Raw genomic sequence first — 18,928 nt, 5'->3', positions numbered from 1 at the left:
TACTTACTCTTCGGCATTGAGTCTCAGTTGGACGGTCGACGTCATAAGACACTACCAGGGAACGATAGGATGACGACATTATTTCTTGAAGTGTAATATCAATTTATCAGGACAATATCATCAATCAGCGCAATTTATTTTCTGTTCGTTGTTGTTGACGCCAATACACAATCCCCCCAATAATAACTAGTCCGGCAATTCCATAGAGCATATATCGGACCTTTTGATTCGATTGCTATGTTTGTTTAGCCACTGCCTCGGCTTCTGATGCAAGCTGCGTTGCAGGTGCAAACTCACCATTGTATGCATCAATGGCATCCTGCATTGTCTGACTGGCTTGGCCTGAATCGACAGTTGAGACGATCTCACGTGCTGTCGTCAGCCTCTCACGTGTTGATACACTCTGCTCTGTACCATGTGTCGCTGTCCAAATATCGACGACATTTGATGACTCTCCTCTACGAGTTTGTGTCAGCGAAATCACTCGAAGTGATTGTTTTGGATCATATGAGAATGACTCGACAAAAGGAATCGTTCCGACAGCTCGAATAGTGATCCGATTCGTTCCATCTGCTGCCGCAATACGTGTACCCGTGAGCTGCCGACCGTCATATGATTGCTGATCAACTTGTGCACCAGTTTGATCATATCGCGTCACCGTCCACGTTACATCCGTCAACCCTGTCGATTCAGCAAGTGTCGATGACTCAAGTGCTGGGTCTTGATATAATTCCGTGAGCGTCACAGAAACCGTATGTTGTGTTCCAACGCGTTCATGCTTAAATTCCGTCCGTCGTATCGACACCAACCGCACCAGTGGGTGTTATCGAAGATACAAGGCTAGACCCTGCCCCACCTTTGATTATAGTGTGGTCCGGAACGGGTCGGTGGTGGCGAATGCGAATCTCACCGATTTTTGAGAGCCAGAGCTAGAGTGTAGCCGTGCTCGTGTCTTAACCACTCGTGTTTTTGAGTTCGAAGCCAGACTGCGAATACATAATACTTTGATACTCTCGTGGCGACTTCTATTTCAGTTCACCAATCTTGTACCCTTTCTGCTTTTTTGCTGAGATTAGACAGGTTGTTGTAGAATCGTTCGACGGTTTTCCGAAGTGCCCTGGAATGAACGTCTCCAAATATCGAACACTTATTTTTCCAGTCTGGAAATCGTTTTTGATCTTCATTAATGACTTCCAGCATTGACCTGGTTTTGCTTGTTATTATATCCGTGTCGGGTATGGTTGTAGGCTTGGCGATGGATTTTAAGATGCTGTTCGACTTCCGAGATGACACCTGTGTGGTCAGGATAGGTTCGGAAGCGATATACATATTCCATCGTTGTACACTGATTTTATACGTATTGCTTCATATAAATTGTTATTTTTGTATCATAGATCTTAATCTATCCTTTTAGTTTATATTATTGGTAGTTATCACTTCCCTACTCGGCTATCGAGGATAGCCCCCTTGAGGAAGAGGCATCCTCCCAGATAATCTGGTAAATACCAATTTTGTATCTTTCAAACATACCCTGTGACCACGTGTCGTAGAGTATTATATATTGAGCGATCTTTAACCGGGAATCCTCATGCGGGAACGCGTGTGTCAGCTTCATAATCAGTTTCACCACTAAGATACGCTTCGAGCGTTGTAAGATCGTCTACCGTTCTTGCGAAAGCATCGATATTGTTTTTATCAGTCACATTATCAAACTGTAATGACCGATACTGGTCGACACCCATCGGAAAGCCTGGAATCAGATCCCCGACTGTAAGACCAATCTTAGCCAGCGACATCGGGACTGGTAGGATTGTCGTTGAACGACCATCCGCAGTATGAATCATCTGAGCAATCTCTGCGAGAGTTAATCGCTCAGGACCACCAATCTCATATATTTCACCGTGATGCGTGTCCGTCTCAACTGCATCAGCAAGCATTGGTACAAGATCATCAACCCAAATTGGTTGGAATCGTGTTTTTCCTCCACCAGGGAGGGCGCTAACATACGGTGGTGCGAGGAGTTTTGTGAATGAAATGAACTCACCACCATCACCAAATACAACCGACGGTCGAAAGATTGTAGAGTCAAGATCTGAATCTGACTCAGTGACAGCGGTCTCGGCGCGTCCCTTCGCCCGAACATATGCGGTCGTACCGTCTGGGTCGGCTCCAAGCGCACTTAATTGGACAAGCTGTGAGACATTATTCGCCTCTGCAGCGCGGACGATGTTTTCTGTTCCTTGTCGATGGACAATATCATGCATCTCATCACCACCACTCGGCTTAAATAAAGGCGAAAGTGCAACAAGATTATACACAACATCAATATCATCAAACAAACCACTCAGTGAGTCGTATGCGGTAACGTCACCCATCTCTGTATCAACGTCCCCCGGAAGTTCTGAGTCATCTGGACTTCGTGACACTGCTATTACCTCATGATCACGATTAGACAGTTCTGTGCATAATCGGACACCAATAAAACCACTTCCGCCGATGACGAGTACATCCATACCAATGTACTGTCATCCGACACAGACCTAAAGTTAACTGCTACAGAATCGCTTTACTTTATTCTAAGTTGCTGCATGACACCGAAAACAAGATATCGTCAACCATAGCGGATAGCTGACGATAGAGCAGGTATTAGTTATCCATTGTTCTGTGAGCTGCTAGAGAGGTTGCATATGATTTGATAACCCCAGGATAATATATGGACACGTCATCGAATATCACATACGAATGTCGACACTCATCACCTTAGAGGGGCTTGATGGAAGTGGGAAATCTACTGTTTGTGAGTCATTACAAAGCACATTGCCAGAAGCAACATTCACGTGTGAGCCAACCAACTCCTGGTATGGCGACCTTGTTGCTGAGTCGACACATAATAACGATGCAGACTCACTCGCCGAATTATTCTTATTTACCGCAGATCACGCTGATCATCTTAGCCGTGTTATCCGACCATCACTTGCGTCTGGTACGACTGTTATTTCCGATCGATACGCTGACTCACGATATGCATATCAAGCTGCAACACTCGAAGGCAGTTGTATTGACGCTCCATTAGAGTATATTCAATCGGTACATGAGCCATTCTCTCGGCGCCCTGATGCAACAGTGTATTTAGATATTGACCCAGAAACCGCAGTCACTCGTGCTGGAGCAACGAATAAATTTGAACGTGCACAATATCTTGAACGCGTCGCAACACAGTATGAGCGGCTTATTGCTGCTGAGCCGTCGCGATTTCATCGTGTTGATGCAACCGAATCAATTGCTGATGTCAGAGAAACGGTCACGATGATCGTTGAGACAGTGTTAGATGACAAGAAATCTAGTGAATTAAATGACAAATAAATAATATTTTTCACTCATACCTGTTGATACTACAATTGATTCCTCTCAGACCGGTTATCATATGCGATATAGTAGAAATGTCCGGCTAAGTGTCCCAATGATATGGAAGTATCATTGCGTCTCCGGAAGATCATATTCCTCAGGTGCAGGAACATAGAGCGTATCAATAGTGAATCCAAGTGCAAATGGTAGCCCAATCATCACACCAGTCGCTGTTGTCGGGTCGCCAAGATTCACTCCAATTCCAAAGATACCGGTGAAAAGTAATGTCAATATAAGCAATGCAAATGGAACTAATAAAAATGAATACATGACATACCCCAATTGCGTTTTCAATCGAATGCGGAAAAAACGGGTTATTACCGCAGCCACGAGCGTGTGGATAATCAGGACTGCAACGAAGAGGACGATCCCGACAGCCGAAGCCATATGATTGCTATATGCAGGGTGGTGACTTGAGCGTAGTGTTGTATCAATCAACACCTCTTATTAGCGTAATACTGTGTCTGAGATCCACATATACTACAAGCAGACGGAGTTCAGAATCTTAAACATCAATATTCACGAGGAGGAAATATACTGCATTAACGAAAGAGAATCAATCAACATCAATATTAGCGGTCACTGCCTGTTCTGGTCCACGACCCTCGCCATCAATCGCAATGTATGTTTTCGTATCGATGACACCCTCGATCCCTCGGATTCCGCTTGCGACTGGATTAAGTAGATCATATACTTCCTCCGCATCGGCTTCGATAATGATGTCATACGCACCTGCGACGATGTGTGCATCTGTGACGTTGTTAACTACCGCGATTGAATCTAATAGTGATTTGACGTCTGTCGCATCTGTTTTCACCATAATGAATGCATGTACCATACCATTATGATAGTTCATTATATACTAAAGCAGTTTCGCCCAGCCATGTGACTGGATAAATCAACATATACCGGATTTTCGCCGATAGACACCACGCAGCAATATTATCTATATTCACATTGTACAGATTGCGTATGGATATCATTATTATTGGTGCAGGACGAGTCGGTCTCCGGACTGCACGTGTGCTTCATGAGGAAGGACACGAGATTACAATCATTGAGACCGACTACGAGAACACAACACAAATTCAGGAGACGGGCTTTGAGGTTATTCGCGGCGATGGTGCACGTGAGCCAGTACTCATGGACGCGGGAATTGAATCTGCAGATGCCATTGGCGCGTTATGTGGTGATTTGAATGCAAACTTTGCAGCTTGTTCAATCGCAAAGCATTATCACACGTGGACAGTCCTGCGTGTTGATGAAGACTATCGCGAGGAAGTGTATCAAACATACGCTAAGGAGGTTGACAAGGTGATATATCCAGAACGGCTCGGGGCTATTGGGGCAAAGAACGCACTATTAGGTGGGTCAGTGCGAGCAATTGCAGATATTGCCCAGCGGCTTCAGGTAGTATTGATGACAATAACGACTAACTCACCAATGCGTGGATACACAATTGAGGAGGTTGCACTTCCTGCACAAACACGCGTGCTTGCATTCGGGAAAGCTGATGAACAAATGCGATTACCACTATCTGATGATTCACTTGAAGTCGGTGATCGACTCGCCGTTCTCGCAGATTTTGAGGTACTTGAAGAAGTTAGACAATTAATTGTTGGTCAACGGCTCGCCCCTTGATCGTAATACTGTTTAAAAAATTGTATTATGTCGGCATGATATATAGAATAACGGCGACGACAACAATCAAGCTAAAGATCAAATGACGAGCGGCTTTTGTTCATCCACGATGACCTATATGATATGAGCGATATACGTGAACGGACTGACCGTGCCACTTCACTACATGATTCAATTGAACCAGACGCAGATAATGATGGATATGTCGTGACGACAACCGTTTTTGATGGTTATATCACTGTTGATACATCAGACGATGGTGCTGTATTCTCAGTATTAATAACTGTTCCAATGATTGATGCAGTTGTTGATGGAGATGTCGCAGATCCCGTTCAGAAGGGCTGGGTCGACACATTCGGTCGTCGTATGGCTGATTCTGCGAGTGCGACACGCGGACATGACACACTTGATATTGAGACAACTCGTGAAGACGACACCGCAGTCGTTGAGACAACGTTCACTGATATCGACCCATCACGGGGGATTGATGATGCCGTTTCACTCGTTGAATTTGCTGAGGGAACGTATGTTGAAGGTGTGATTCCTGGATATGACTACACCGATCCAGTCACGCAACTTATCCAACGAGCATCTGATGCTGCTGGTGGAAAAAAAGGTGGGACGCCACTGTAGCGGACAGATCTAATATTTATGAATGTATTGGCTTGTGCACAACGAGTAGCGTTGAGATGAAAAAATAGTGATTACTCATCAGTTGTTTTTGTAAGTGTCCGATAAATAGAATGTAGAGCGCCTGATCACTGATATCAAAAATAAATGTCACACGATTTTTAATTCTAGTAATATCGCGGCAACGTTAACCATGAACACCTTTGATGATAGACGCTGAGATGCGGATGTGCGTTTTGTTCAGGTGTTAGTCCCGACTGGGAAACGTGAAGCTGTTGTTGAGGTTATTACCGATGAGAGCATTGAGTATGCTATTACTGATGAAACAGGCACCGAAAGATATGAATCTGTAATCACCCTTCCGCTTCCGACAGCAGCTGTTGAGTCGGTTTTAGATCAGCTTCGAGCAGTTGGCATCGACGAAGATGCAACAACAGTTGTACTTGAGGCTGAGACAGTAGTATCAGACCGATTTGACGAGTTAGATGAGGCGTATGCCAATGACAGCGACGATACGACTGATGGCGACCGGATTGCCCGCGATGAACTACTCGCCCGTGCAAACGAACTTGCACCAGGCATCGGTCCATTTGTGCTGATGACAGTCGTCAGCGCTATAGTGGCGACAGCCGGACTGCTACTTGACTCACCAGCGGTAGTGGTCGGATCAATGGTGATTGCTCCACTCATCGGACCAGCGATGTCTACAAGCGTTGGAACAGTCGTTAATGACACTTCATTAGTTGTCCGTGGTATCAAACTGCAGGTGCTTGGAGGTATTCTTGCTATCATATCAGCCGCTGGATTCGCATTCTTACTTCGAGCGGCACAGATTGTTCCGCTGAGTGCGATTGAGGTGTTCGCGATTGGTGAAGTGAGCCAACGACTTGCACCCGATGTTCTCTCGTTGGTGATTGCACTCGGTGCGGGTGCGGCAGGTGCTGTATCACTTGCTTCCGGCGTTTCGACTGCACTTGTCGGTGTAATGATTGCTGCTGCACTTGTTCCTCCGACAGCGGTCGTCGGTATTGGACTTGCATGGGGAACCCCACGGGTTGTCGCTGGGTCAGCCGTTCTCGTGTTAGTGAACTTCATCGCAATCAATCTTGTTGCACTCGTTGCGCTGTGGCAACTCGGATATCGACCACAGTCATGGTTTCGAACGTCAGAGGCTCGTTCAACGACCTTGACACGTATTGCTGTTCTAACCGTAGCGTTAATTATACTTTCTTCAGCACTTGCTGGATTTACATATAGCAGCGCACAGACGGCTGCCTTCGAAGAGCAGACTAACGCCGCAATTGAGACTGAGTTACCACCAAAGATGACAATGCTTGATCTCACTATCAGTTATACCGGATTTCCTGCTCGAACGCCGCAACAAGTAATTATTACCGTTGGATACCCGCCTGAAATTGACCCTCCTGCCGTTGCAGACGCAATTGATTCGCGAATTGAGTCAATTGCGTCAACCTCACTCTATATGGGTCCAGAAATACCGCTTGTTACTCAAGATTATCATACAGCAATATCAGCCGCTAACAGTAATGCCGAATCAACTGCAACGGAAGCAAACAATACCGACTCAATGGGATCAATTACTGTTGAACTCAGATACGTTGCTGTCGAACAGACATGATCATCAATCGAGATAGTGCCTAAAATAAATTAAAAAAGATACTGTCGTCAGTAGAAGTCTTAATTCAGAATCAGTATCAGTCATGTACCATTGAATTATGCTTGTCGAGACGGTGGAATATCAGGCTCCCACCCGGCGGCATCAACAGTGGTTGTAATCACATTGTCAATCCCTTCATTGTATTTAATACTCATCTGACAGTCAGCGGTGATCTCCTCTGATCGGTCACTCTTATTATTCACTGTCAACACCGGTATCTCGCGCTCACGAAATCTCTCCATGATATCATCGCGAAGTGCCAACTGTTCTGTCAGTGGATATCCACAGGCTTCACTGGCGTCACTCATAAACAGAATAACATCTGCAAGATGTTCAACCGCACTCACTGCTTGTCGCTCAATGTCATTTCGTTCGGCTGCTGGCCGGTCTAACAGTCCAGGAGTATCAACAATCTGGTATCTAATTCGGTCATGATCAAAATGCCCGACATGAATACCAGTCGTCGTGAACGGATAATGGGCGATTTCATTATCTGCACGAGTAACTGTATTGACAAATGATGACTTCCCAACATTGGGGTAACCCGCAACGACAATCGCAGGTTCATCTGGGCGAATATCTGGGAGGTCTTTTACCGCATCACGAGCCGATCCAATCTGTTTAAGATCGTCTGCGACATCTTCGACGAGATCTGCCATCCGGGCGAATGCTTGTTTTCTATGTTTTCGCGCTGTTTCCGACTCGGTCTTCCGCAGCTTTGATTGATATTCTCGTCGAAGTGTTCCAATCTGCCGACTTGTCCATGTTACCCGAGAAAGACTTTGACGTAGTGCATCGACATCAACAATGGCGTCAGCGAGTTCATAATAAAAAGGGTCAACAGTCTCGAAATCAGGCCATTGTGTGACGACATTTTCGAGATTATCAGAAAGAATAGATGATGCCGTCTGTAACATTGATTGTTGAGCTTTAAGCCCTGATTTCGCCCGTCCCGCCCGAGCAGCTCTCGAGAAGGCTTTATCGATAAGTTCCGAAGATCGTGGAGTCGTTGGAAGTGACTCAAAAATCATAGTATATAAAACACGTTATCGAATGATAAAAACACGTTTGTTTGCATTACAGATTAGCTTTCACCACGGTTAAGATACTCAGACTGCACCTCTACCACCGCAGCGGAGTCTTCACAGTCCGCATACCGTTCTAACGGTTCAGCATTGAGTTCAAGAAATGTTTTACCCCAGGTGAATTTTGCAAGGATCTGATGGGCGTGCTCTGGATAATCAAAAATGCATAGAGCAGCAGCGATCGCCTCGACTGTTGTCAGTTGCATTGGCTGACCGAAATTGATTGGATTTGCGGCTACAAGATATGGAAGCGCTCGATGAACACCAGGTAATGAAAACCGTGCCTCACCAGCAGATTCCCATGAGCAATCAAGTGCGACTAGTGTATTTCCAGCATTATCTGCGGGCGAAAGTGCACGATCGGCATGTGGATTGAGTACAATTCCATATGGGGTTGTGTGATCTGAGTTGTGTAGCGTTGCAAGATCAAATCGTTCAAGCTTCCGTGCCGTGCACTTTGCAGGGTCATCATCGCCCTCATACCGGATATGTAGTTGGTGTGATGACTCAAAGGAAGAGTTATGATCTTGTTTTTGATACTTTATATCAGTTAAAGACATGGACAATTATGAGTTAGATTGTTTTGTTTTGTTGTGTTGCGTTGTATTATATTCTTATTACGAATCCTGTGATACATCCATCATTGCTCTGCGTTGTTCACCACAGACATCTGAATAGTGACCGTTCTAAAAGTATTATATATTGGTCATCAATGCTCAAAACCTATTCGCAAGTGATCATTCATGCTTGCCAGCGCCAACTGCTGCCTCGCCAACCGGGTCATGACCGTCAATTGTACTCATACCGTTCATATATTGTTGAAGCGGCTCTGGAACAGTAATTGTGTTATCCTCATTCTGGTAATACTCAATAATTGCAACCATTACACGAGGGACGGCAACACCTGAGCCATTCAGCGTGTGGAGATACGATGCTGATTCATGTCGTTCAGGTCGATATCGAAGTCCTGCTCGCCGTGCTTGGAATGCACCAAAGTTGGAGACGGATGATACCTCAAGCCATCGACCACCAACATCCGGTCCAGCCGCCATGTCATCGCCTGGTGCCCACACTTCAATATCATATTTTTTTCGCTGAGTGAAGCCTAGATCACCCGTACACATTTCAAGAATCCGATATGGTAGTCCAAGTCGTTGTAGCACAATCTCCGCTTCCGCGAGCAGTCCATCAAATCGCTCAGCACTATCTTCTGGGCGAACAAAATTCACTAATTCGACCTTATTGAACTGATGAACTCGAACAATACCACGAGTCTCGGTCCCATGCTCTCCTGCTTCGCGACGGAAGTTTGGGGTATATGCCTGCATTTTCACCGGCAGATCACTGTCCAATAAAATCTCATCGCGATACATGTTTGTCACGGGGACTTCAGCTGTTGGGCAAAGCCATAGATCATCATCATCCCATGGCTCATCATTTGTCTCACCAATACGATATGCATCTTCGGTGAACTTCGGAAACTGTCCAGTTCCGACCATTGATTGCGAGTTAACCGGGATCGGCGGGAAAATATCCTGGTATCCCTGCTCACGATGAATATCAAGCATAAATTGCACAAGAGCATGCTCAAGTCGAGCACCGTCACCCTTCGCGAAATAGAATCCACCTCCGGTCACTTTGGCACCTCGCTCGAAATCAAGTATTTCTAATTCCTCACCAAGATCATAATGTGGAATAACGGCATCAGGCAGCGAACGAAGGTCATCAAATCCCTCACGCCGTCGCTCAACGTTTTCCGATTCATCTGCTCCAACTGGAACCTCATCATTCGGCAACTGTGGAATCTTGAGCATTGCTGTGTCAAGCTCAGATTTTAATCTGTCAGCCTCACGCTCCACATCCTCAATTTCTTCTTTTATTTCTTGTGACTGGTCAATCGCCTCTGACGCGGCGTCTTCATCGCCAGCAGCCTTTAGTTCGCCAATTTTTGATGAAATTTCATTTCGCTCATGTCGGAGGTCATCTCCGCGAGCTTTCAGCTCACGCCACTCCTGATCGGTGAGAAGAATCTGATCGAGATCAACGTCTGTTACGCCCTTTTGTTTTAGTGCTACTCGGATTGCATCAGGGTCCTCACGAAGTAATTGTCGGTCAATCATAGCTGGCGATTCTTGTGGATACGTCAAAACCGTGTCGCATCGATTACCAATTCTAATCAGATAGTCTCAAAACTAATTAAATAAAATAACAGATTTATTATACTAATGGAATATTCAACATTCAGACTCAAAAATGCTATTTTATCTAAATTCGAGGGCAAGACCCCTTTCTCAAGGAGTGAGCGAAGCGAACGAGTAGGGAGGGGAGGGGATGCGCCCGGTCAAAACCAAACTACCACGAAATATAACAGCTATTCTAACATAACATATAGCATGATAAGATGGTTCAAACGCTCCAGCAAAACCTCAACGGGCTCGACGCAGACGAGTACGAGGTGTTACAGACCTCTGCCATCTCTCGAAAAGCCTCTACAATTAAAGCCTCTACGAAGTGCGACAACACTATTTCAATAACGGCGAGTGCCTCAACTAGTACGACGCTTACGACCAGTTGAAACCCAACTGGAAGTATAAAGTACCCCCCAGTCAAGTTGCACAACAGATAACGAGATAAGTTGATAGGGGTTTTAAAATCCTTCTTCACCCTCGGAGAGAAGAAACAACAAAACAAGTACGATGCCGACATCAGTCCACCTTCGTACCTCGACAAGGACGGCTTCTACACACTCGAATTTCTATCGCAGTCATTCAGTCAAGGACGACCACATCCGACTTGGCATCTCACACTCGTATCGAGATGAGTTCGATTGCGACCTGACGGAAATCCGAATCCTGTTTGCGTACGAGGAGGTACGGGAGGCGAACGTCAAAAGAGTGTAAATCCTACCACGGGCTGATGCACAGTACTTCGAGTATCGAGTCCTGTACGAGCAGGACGTGGAGGAAATCGAGACGGTCGAAGGATCGTGGCTCGGTATCGACCTTGGTGTTGACAATCTCGCAACGTGTTGTGATTGGCGAGGTCAGTCATTCATCGTGGATGCAAGGCATCTCAAATCTCAAAATCGCCACCACAACCGTCGAATCGCCCACTACCAGTCCGTTAAGAGCAAACAAGGTCTCAACGGCACGACCCAACGAATCGAAAAACTGCATCAGAAACGTCGGTACGCTATCACTGATTACCTCAACAAAGCCGTCCGACTCATTACTGACTACTGCATCGAACACTGCATCGACGCGGTGTACGTCGGTGATGGGAAAGGCTGGAAGCAGAACGTGAGTCTCGATGATAGGACGACTCAGAATTTCGTCCAGATTCCGTTCGACAAGCTCAACCACGAGCTCGAAGCTCGTGGAATATCGTTCGAGTTAGTGCATGAATCGCATACCTCGAAATGCTCATTCGACGACGAGGAATCTGTGGACCATCACGAGTGGTACGTTGGTGAGCGAGTAGAGCGTGGGTTGTTCGAGGCGTCGGACGGCACTCGCTATAATGCTGATGTGAACGGCGCAGTAAATATGGCTCGGAAATCCACAGGTAAGCCCAATTCAGAACTATTTAGTTCTGCGGAGGGTGTAGAGCGGGCTGTGGACGCCCCGCAGCGAATAAGCCTCCCTGAGTTAGAAAATAGTCGGACTTTCCAGGAAACTTCGCTGGAAGCCCTACCCTGAAGAAAGCCGTCCCCGACGGCTGAGTAGGGTGGGGTAGTTCACACATCTATTGAGCGGCTATAGTTGATATCAAAACCAACTGACAGTGATAATGATATGATTGAAAATGTGAGTATTGCTCTCAGCAGCGGCCACTATGCGTACATTTTTGCTGATACAAACTGGCATACGAGTATGGATATCGGTGATATCGCTGCAGTAGAAACCGCTGATGACATATACTACATAGACACTGGGATGTATGATACGTCAGCATATGGATCAGTATATATTATCGATGCAGACCAGCCTGCGATCGTCGATACAGGTATTGGCACAAATTATGAACGTATTATTGATGCACTTGCTAGTGTAGATATTGAGCCTGATTCACTTGCACATTTACTCGTGACACACGCTCATCTTGACCACGCTGGTGGAGCGGGATTTTTGATTGCTGACTGCCCAAATGCAACAGTGCATACTCATGAGCGTGCTGGACCTCACCTCTCAGATCCGGCACGACTAATTGAAGGGACAAAAGCAGCTGTTGGTAACCAATGGCAGTATTACGTTGAGCCCAAGCCTGTTCCTGAATCTCGTATCAACACTCTCAGTGACGGTGATACGATTGATCTTGGAGATCGATCCATCACGACGGTTGCTGCCCCAGGGCATGCATTACATCAGATATTATTTTATGACCCAACTGAAGGCGTCTTATTTACTGGTGATTCTGCTGGTATCTACGTTCCCAAACGGGACCGCATCCAACAGACTTCACCACCATCGCAGTTCAATCTTGAGACGTGTCTTGACGATGTACGCACAATCGACGCGATGGCACCTGAAACATTATGCTTTGGACACTTTGGTCCTCGTGTATACGATGATGAATTACTGTCTTCATATAAGCGTGCGCTCGTCGAGTGGGTTGAGGCAGTCCGGCAGAAGCGAGCTGAGGCTAATTCAGACGAAGATGTAATCCAACACTTCGGTAATAATGCTGAACTTACAGATGTATGGGGCACAGAGAAGGCACGCGCTGAATCTCGACTGAACGTCCGTGGTGTCCTTGCATATCTAGATTGGCAAGCAGCACAGACAGAGTGATTGACATACTCCCGCGTCTGAAGACGCGGGTACTCTCCTTGCTCACTGTATTTGTCCTCAATCAGTGATGTGCTACATTTCTCAGGAGTTGTATATCGGCCACCCCACCCTCCCCTCCACCCTACTCATTCCTTGTGCTCACCTCTTGTGGACAGGGGATTGAGACCTGACACCTGTATCTGGCTACAAAGATAAATAGCCAATATAACTAGTTTCTGCAGTACATATTACTGCTATTCGTTATTTATCACAGTCCATCTGATTCTGTTTCATATATATACAACCGAAATCAACTACACGAAAAAAATAGTGAGACTTCACCTAATTGATCAAAAATCCATCGACGCCATCGCGAGCACGAATTAATAGTGTGCTTGTTTCGGTGAGAAGCACTGTCCGTTGTTGTTTGAGCAAGCGAGCGCTGTCTGATGATGTGGGTCCAGCAGTAATGAATAATTGATACGCCCCAGGACCGCGTAAAAAGTTTGATATACGCTTTATTGCTCCCTGATCAAGTCGTGTGCTAGCTGTTGCAACATCACGTCCATTCTGCTGCGCACGGACGGTGACTTCTCGTGGAGCGCGCTCATTACGCATTCGTAAATCAGCCGTTGCATCCGACCATCCATCAATACCAATCCCATCTGCAGAGACAATAGCCGGAATTATTGTAGGTCGTGTTCCATCGAACATTGATTCCCAGCGGTCATTTCCTGATTTAACCGTGATCCGAATCTTCCGAAGTGGTGGAATTGATGGAAACTGGAGCACTGTACCTGCGGGCGGGCGATATGCGTATTCGAGCACGCGACGGTCATCAACATCAATTATCACAGTAATCTTACGAGACATTGATGTCGTATTAGCAATCTTGAGTGTATATCCCGTCAGTGCGCCTGTTTGCGGCCACTGAGTATCATCAAGTGGCATTGTGTTGCCCCTAACTCCGATCTTCCCACAGTCTGGCGTGCAGCGGACAGGCTGTCGAATTCGAATTGACGGTCCTGCCGTGATTGTGAGATCATTATGAACAGCATCAACACGAACTACTCCATTTTTTTGTTGTCTATCAGCCGTCGAGACATGCACAGTGTACACTCCTGCGCGAGCAATACTGATAGGAATCTGACGCTGATGTGTGCGCCCGGTTGAAGCAACTGTCACACTTTCAGAAAGTATCTCCTTGCGTGCGGTAGTCGATTCTCCTGTTGTATTCCGTGGTGTGATATTATCCGTCTTTCCGTGCTGATTTCGCTGAGTAATCACTACCGTAACATAGCGGAGTGTTGACCCAGCAGCGCGTACGAAAATATTGACCGGTGAGTCAACATTCCTGGCTGGATCCTGAGCGCGATACACTTGTGCTGTATTAACTCCGTCAGTTGACGCAGTCTCGGATAGTGCGGACGTCTCAGTGGCTTTCTCACTTGTTGAGTTAGTTGAGTCATCATTTGCTGTATTATCAAAGCTACCACATCCGCTGAAGGTTGCTGTCCCGACAGTAGTGAGGGCTGCTAAGACTGTCCGTCGTGTTGGCACATAACGTATTCATACTGCATACTCATGAACAGTTCGTCATCTTTGACACAGCCATACGTGCTGGAAAGCACGCTCAATGTGACCACCAATTAATCATAATCAGACCACGTCTCGAATAAAACTAATAATCACGTCTGTATAATTGCTCGTTAATATGTCTCACAGACGATGCTGATATACCAAATTACCCAATATACACTACAATGAGTGACCCACCTCCGAACTCAGAGGTATCCGAACAGGATCGCGGAGTGGATACACATAATCAGATGATGCGAGAGACCCGTAGGGAGAAACATGACCAGTATAGCCTGCACGAACCAATAGAGGTATGCATTGATAAAGACAATACGCCTGACGGCGTGGTTAGCTCACTGAGCATTATTCTCAATACCGGTGGGTGCCGGTTAGCTCGTGCTGATGGGTGCACAATATGTGGTCCTGTCGCTGACTCCGTTGATGATGACGGTGTTAGTCACGACGCGTTGATGAATCAAATTGATTTCTGTATTAAATATGAACAAACAGTCACTAATGAGCCTGCCGAGCTGGTGAAACTGCACACACCAGGATCTTTTCTCGATGAGCGTGAGGTATCTGTAAAATCCCGTCAAGCAATTGCGGAGACCTTTGCCGACCGTAATCGGATTATCGTTGAATCACTCCCTGAGTTCGTGAATACTAATACACTCAGACCGTTCACTGCAGCTAGTCTGACAACAGACATCGCAATCGGAGTTGAGACGGCGACTGACCGCATTAGACACGATTGTCTGAATAAACAACTTAATTTCACTGACTTTCAAGATGCTTGTGGTGAGGTATGCTGTATTGATGCTATGACTTCTGAAAATATCGATATCGGTATCAAGGCGTGTTTGCTGCTGAAGCCACCGTTCCTATCAGAATCTGAAGCTATTGGTGACATGGTTGAGTCGGTCCGACGATGTGCACATATTGATGGCTGTCACACTGTGTCGATAAACCCAGCATACGTGCAACAGCATACAATGACCGATGAACTGTTTCATCGGGGTGGATACCGACCGCCGTGGCTGTGGTCTATCACCGAAGTTCTTGAATCAACGCGCAATGTCGATGCGATTGTTGTATCCGATCTTATTGAAGACGATTCAGACCGTGGTCCACACAACTGTGGTGAGTGTGATGAGCGTGTTCAAATTGCAATTGAAGATTTCAACCGACGACAGGAACCAAGCGTATTCACACAGGTTGAGTGTGAGTGCGAGGCAACATGGGCATACATATTAGACGCAGAGTCGAGTTATGCACAACCACTCACGCAGTAAAGACGGATTTCTAAGCTTTCGAGTGGGTCCACTAAGTGGTCACGCTCTGATCTAAATTAACTAAACGCCTGTAAAATTCCTTGTCCGTCGGTGCTCCGTCCGAGTTCAGGAAGCGTAGCGCGCTCAGGATGCGGCATTAATACAGCAATAGTGTCACGTTCTCCGATAACACCAGCAACATTACCTCGAGAGCCGTTTGGATTCGCATCGTCGGTGACATCACCACTCTCATCACAGTATCGAAAGAGGATCTGATCATCATCTATGAGCGTCTGATATTCGCTTTCTGTGAGTTCAAATCGACCTTCACCGTGTGCAATCGGGACCTCAATGACACTGCCTGGTTTATATGCCTCTGTCCACGGAGTGGTTGCGTTTTCAATACGAAGGTGCACTGTCTCACACTGGAACCGAGCACGGTGGTTTGTGGTGAACGCCCCAGGGGTAAGTCCGGACTCACATCCAACCTGTGCGCCATTGCAAACACCGAGAACAGGAACTCCCCGGTCTGCGGCTCGCTGAATATCACCGAGGATTGGCGATTGAGCTGCCATTGCACCTGCCCGAAGGTAATCGCCGTATGAAAACCCGCCAGGAAGAATAATTCCGTCAAGATCATCGACAGAGTCCTCCAGTCCATTCTCATGCCAAACACGCTTAGCATCAACACCAATATGTTGAACCGCGCGGACCGCGTCACGGTCGCAGTTTGACCCGCCAAATTGTATAACAACAACAGTCATTACTGTGACTCCGAGGGGACAGAGTGCTGCTCAACGGTGACTTCATAATCGTGAATTGTTGGATTCGCTAGAAGACGTTCTGCCATCTCATCTGCCTGTGTCGTTGCTGCCTCCGCAGAGTTAGCCTCAAGATCAACCTCAAATCGATCCGCAGAACGAAGTGCTTCAACCTCAAATCCAAGCCGCTCAAGCGCACGTCGCGTTGTTTCAGCCTCTGGGTCAAGAACACCCGATTTCAGTCGCACTATTACTGTTGCTGTATACATCTCCATCGAGTATTACTGAATGAGCATGAATAAAAGTCGTTTTGAACTCGTTGTATATACAAATATATTCTCTTAGATCGATAAACAATTCTCATGAGTACTCCGCCCTGCAGTGATATCAGTCACAGTTGATATTCTCCTCCAGTAAACGTGGAGGAATCCCACGGCACCGCACCGCTGAGTTAAGTTGGGAGGGGAGATGCAGGTTCACAGACTGCCAAGCTAACACAGCGTCCGAATCGGTATGTAACTGGGTAACGGACAGCCTCTTGGGAGTGCCAAACGCCCGGTACTCCTATGTTCAGCCGAAAACACACACGTATATTACTTTTGTCACAGGAGCGGTGGTCGGTGTCACCAGACTCGGAGTTGGAGTTACTCACATTGACGCTCGCCCGGTGTTGTTGTTTGCTTCCCACATGGGGCAACCCTGTTTCCAGCGTGGGCGGGCACTCGGCTACACGCTGGGATCATAGCCAGTGCGCTGCATTTATACGTGCACCATGTTTCAGCAGAATCGTTCGGAAATTCCCGGCTGCGACAGCGCGTATCCACGTCTTGAGGACCGTGGGATTGCGCCTATGTCATCTATAATCTGGTCTTGATATTCGGTTTATGATGGGTAACAGACCCGTTTTATTTCCCCAATTTGAATCGTTAGACAGACACGTTTTTTTCTGGGGACCAACGTGAGTATATTGATGCAATTGTTACCGCAGATGCACACACAAGTCTGCACTTCTTTCGGTATACAGAGGTGTAGACAGTGACAGATGAACTAACGGAGATTACTGTCGTTGGTGATGACAAGACCGGCATTGTTGCAAATATCACGACATTACTCTTCGAACGCGGTGTTAATGTCGTAGATATCGATCAGGCCATCCGCGACGGCATGTTTCGTATGACACTTCGTGCAGATACTGATGAGATGGTTTGTACTGAGGCGACACTTCGAGACGCATTAACTGAGCTTGGCGACGATCTTGGAGTTGATATTCAACTTCGTTTCCCGACAGATCGTGAAGCTAAGCGGATTGCTGTTCTCGTTACAAAAGAAAGCCATTGCCTCCAAGCGATACTAGAATCGTATGCGACCGGCGAGCTTGATGCTGAACTCTCAGTCGTTATTGGAAACCACGATGATCTCAAGCCACTCGCATCACAGTATGACATCCCATTCGTCGATGTTGGTGATGATAGTGGAATCCCAAATGAGGATCAGATTCTTTCGGTTCTTGATGAATATCAGATTGATCTTGCTGTCCTTGCAAGATATATGCGTATTCTCAGCCCAAAGATTGTCTTCCGATATGAAGATCGGATCATCAACGTTCATCCATCATTGCTCCCATCGTTTCCAGGAGCTGCTGCCTACCGACAGGCAAAAGAGGAAGGTGTCCGCATAGCCGGCGTAACTGCACACTACGTCACAACCGATCTTGATCAAGGACCAATTATCACTCAGCGGGCGTTTGATGTGCCCGATGATACCGATGTGGAAACAATTCGTAATCGCGGGCAACCACTCGAGGCTGATGCGTTATTAGAGGCGGTTCAACTACATCTCGATAACGCTGTATCCGTCCATCGCGGTCGGACTGGACTTCGATCTGGTACCGATTCATCCGGATACCAACTTGGTATGCCAGCGGATGTTGAGACAACTCAACCAGACAATCCAGTCGATAACCGTGAAAATCTAATTGATATGCCATCAGAGTCGACTCAAGATATAGCAAATGACTAGCTGCCAGTTGCCTGTAATCACGATTTAAACAAGAATTATACGAAGCGTCAGTGCGGAATAATTTGGTCATATTATAATCGCTTGCTGAACA

At 46.5% G+C, this 18,928-nt stretch carries 18 protein-coding genes; 8 read left to right on the top strand and 10 right to left on the bottom strand.

What is annotated here, in order from left to right:
- Window positions 1–235 precede the first annotated feature (235 nt).
- Both J07HQW2_RS07910 and J07HQW2_RS07900 read right to left on the bottom strand, forming a co-directional pair.
- The gene (locus J07HQW2_RS07910; protein ID WP_303704026.1) at window positions 236–805 is read right to left on the bottom strand and encodes a hypothetical protein; all 570 of its coding nucleotides are present in this window, start codon (window positions 803–805) and stop codon (window positions 236–238) included.
- Window positions 806–1,586: 781 nt separating this feature from the next.
- The gene (locus tag J07HQW2_RS07900) at window positions 1,587–2,513 is read right to left on the bottom strand and encodes a complex I NDUFA9 subunit family protein (protein WP_021054915.1); all 927 of its coding nucleotides are present in this window, start codon (window positions 2,511–2,513) and stop codon (window positions 1,587–1,589) included.
- Window positions 2,514–2,742: 229 nt separating this feature from the next.
- Between J07HQW2_RS07900 and tmk the strand changes: the two genes are divergently transcribed.
- On the top strand, window positions 2,743–3,363 hold the full coding sequence (gene tmk, locus J07HQW2_RS07895) for a dTMP kinase (RefSeq protein WP_021054914.1): 621 nt from the start codon (window positions 2,743–2,745) through the stop codon (window positions 3,361–3,363).
- A 111-nt stretch (window positions 3,364–3,474) separates the two neighbouring features.
- Here tmk and J07HQW2_RS07890 read toward each other — a convergent pair whose 3' ends face one another.
- Window positions 3,475–3,792: a DUF7991 family protein gene (locus tag J07HQW2_RS07890; RefSeq protein WP_021054913.1), complete on the bottom strand. Its 318-nt coding sequence runs from the start codon at window positions 3,790–3,792 to the stop codon at window positions 3,475–3,477.
- A gap of 169 nt (window positions 3,793–3,961) precedes the next feature.
- On the bottom strand, window positions 3,962–4,243 hold the full coding sequence (locus J07HQW2_RS07885; RefSeq protein WP_021054912.1) for an Lrp/AsnC ligand binding domain-containing protein: 282 nt from the start codon (window positions 4,241–4,243) through the stop codon (window positions 3,962–3,964).
- A gap of 134 nt (window positions 4,244–4,377) precedes the next feature.
- Between J07HQW2_RS07885 and J07HQW2_RS07880 the strand changes: the two genes are divergently transcribed.
- The 3 genes from J07HQW2_RS07880 to J07HQW2_RS07870 all read left to right on the top strand — a co-directional run bounded on the left by J07HQW2_RS07880 (window position 4,378) and on the right by J07HQW2_RS07870 (window position 7,315).
- On the top strand, window positions 4,378–5,046 hold the full coding sequence (locus J07HQW2_RS07880; RefSeq protein ID WP_021054911.1) for a potassium channel family protein: 669 nt from the start codon (window positions 4,378–4,380) through the stop codon (window positions 5,044–5,046).
- Window positions 5,047–5,169: 123 nt separating this feature from the next.
- Window positions 5,170–5,679 carry a DUF5813 family protein gene (locus tag J07HQW2_RS07875; RefSeq protein WP_021054910.1) on the top strand — a complete coding sequence of 170 codons (510 nt, stop codon included), beginning with the start codon at window positions 5,170–5,172 and terminating at the stop codon, window positions 5,677–5,679.
- A gap of 226 nt (window positions 5,680–5,905) precedes the next feature.
- The gene (locus tag J07HQW2_RS07870; RefSeq protein WP_021054909.1) at window positions 5,906–7,315 is read left to right on the top strand and encodes a TIGR00341 family protein; all 1,410 of its coding nucleotides are present in this window, start codon (window positions 5,906–5,908) and stop codon (window positions 7,313–7,315) included.
- A gap of 95 nt (window positions 7,316–7,410) precedes the next feature.
- Here the strand turns inward: J07HQW2_RS07870 and J07HQW2_RS07865 are convergent, their stop codons facing one another.
- The 3 genes from J07HQW2_RS07865 to serS form a co-directional block, all read right to left on the bottom strand.
- Window positions 7,411–8,385: an NOG1 family protein gene (locus J07HQW2_RS07865; RefSeq protein ID WP_021054908.1), complete on the bottom strand. Its 975-nt coding sequence runs from the start codon at window positions 8,383–8,385 to the stop codon at window positions 7,411–7,413.
- Between the two features lie 53 nt (window positions 8,386–8,438).
- Window positions 8,439–8,999: a DUF367 family protein gene (locus J07HQW2_RS07860; RefSeq protein WP_021054907.1), complete on the bottom strand. Its 561-nt coding sequence runs from the start codon at window positions 8,997–8,999 to the stop codon at window positions 8,439–8,441.
- Window positions 9,000–9,176: 177 nt separating this feature from the next.
- A complete protein-coding gene (gene serS, locus J07HQW2_RS07855; protein WP_021054906.1) occupies window positions 9,177–10,559 on the bottom strand; it encodes a serine--tRNA ligase in 1,383 nt (460 codons plus the stop codon).
- A 780-nt stretch (window positions 10,560–11,339) separates the two neighbouring features.
- On the opposite strand from serS, the gene J07HQW2_RS07850 reads away from it, so the two are divergent.
- Both J07HQW2_RS07850 and J07HQW2_RS07845 read left to right on the top strand, forming a co-directional pair.
- Window positions 11,340–12,137: a transposase gene (locus tag J07HQW2_RS07850; RefSeq protein ID WP_343122480.1), complete on the top strand. Its 798-nt coding sequence runs from the start codon at window positions 11,340–11,342 to the stop codon at window positions 12,135–12,137.
- A 174-nt stretch (window positions 12,138–12,311) separates the two neighbouring features.
- Window positions 12,312–13,229, top strand: coding sequence for an MBL fold metallo-hydrolase (locus J07HQW2_RS07845; RefSeq protein ID WP_048075553.1), 918 nt, complete (start codon window positions 12,312–12,314; stop codon window positions 13,227–13,229).
- A gap of 321 nt (window positions 13,230–13,550) precedes the next feature.
- On the opposite strand, the gene J07HQW2_RS07840 is transcribed toward J07HQW2_RS07845, so the two are convergent.
- Window positions 13,551–14,768, bottom strand: coding sequence for a hypothetical protein (locus J07HQW2_RS07840; protein ID WP_021054902.1), 1,218 nt, complete (start codon window positions 14,766–14,768; stop codon window positions 13,551–13,553).
- A gap of 203 nt (window positions 14,769–14,971) precedes the next feature.
- Between J07HQW2_RS07840 and J07HQW2_RS07835 the strand changes: the two genes are divergently transcribed.
- Window positions 14,972–16,078, top strand: coding sequence for an archaeosine biosynthesis radical SAM protein RaSEA (locus J07HQW2_RS07835; protein WP_021054901.1), 1,107 nt, complete (start codon window positions 14,972–14,974; stop codon window positions 16,076–16,078).
- A gap of 56 nt (window positions 16,079–16,134) precedes the next feature.
- Here the strand turns inward: J07HQW2_RS07835 and purQ are convergent, their stop codons facing one another.
- Both purQ and purS read right to left on the bottom strand, forming a co-directional pair.
- Window positions 16,135–16,821 (bottom strand): phosphoribosylformylglycinamidine synthase I, encoded by a 687-nt coding sequence (purQ, locus tag J07HQW2_RS07830; protein ID WP_021054900.1) that lies wholly within the window; start codon window positions 16,819–16,821, stop codon window positions 16,135–16,137.
- Entirely contained in the window at window positions 16,821–17,093 is a 273-nt protein-coding gene (gene purS, locus J07HQW2_RS07825) for a phosphoribosylformylglycinamidine synthase subunit PurS (RefSeq protein ID WP_021054899.1), read from the bottom strand. Before purS ends, purQ begins: the two co-directional genes overlap by 1 nt.
- 760 nt (window positions 17,094–17,853) lie before the next feature.
- On the opposite strand from purS, the gene J07HQW2_RS07820 reads away from it, so the two are divergent.
- A complete protein-coding gene (locus J07HQW2_RS07820) occupies window positions 17,854–18,837 on the top strand; it encodes a formyltetrahydrofolate deformylase (RefSeq protein ID WP_021054898.1) in 984 nt (327 codons plus the stop codon).
- Window positions 18,838–18,928 lie beyond the last annotated feature (91 nt).

The sequence above is a fragment of the Haloquadratum walsbyi J07HQW2 genome, assembly GCF_000415985.1.
GTDB lineage: Archaea > Halobacteriota > Halobacteria > Halobacteriales > Haloferacaceae > Haloquadratum > Haloquadratum walsbyi_B.
Note: the sequence above shows the minus strand (reverse complement) of the source record. Positions and strands in the feature narration are given on the sequence as shown.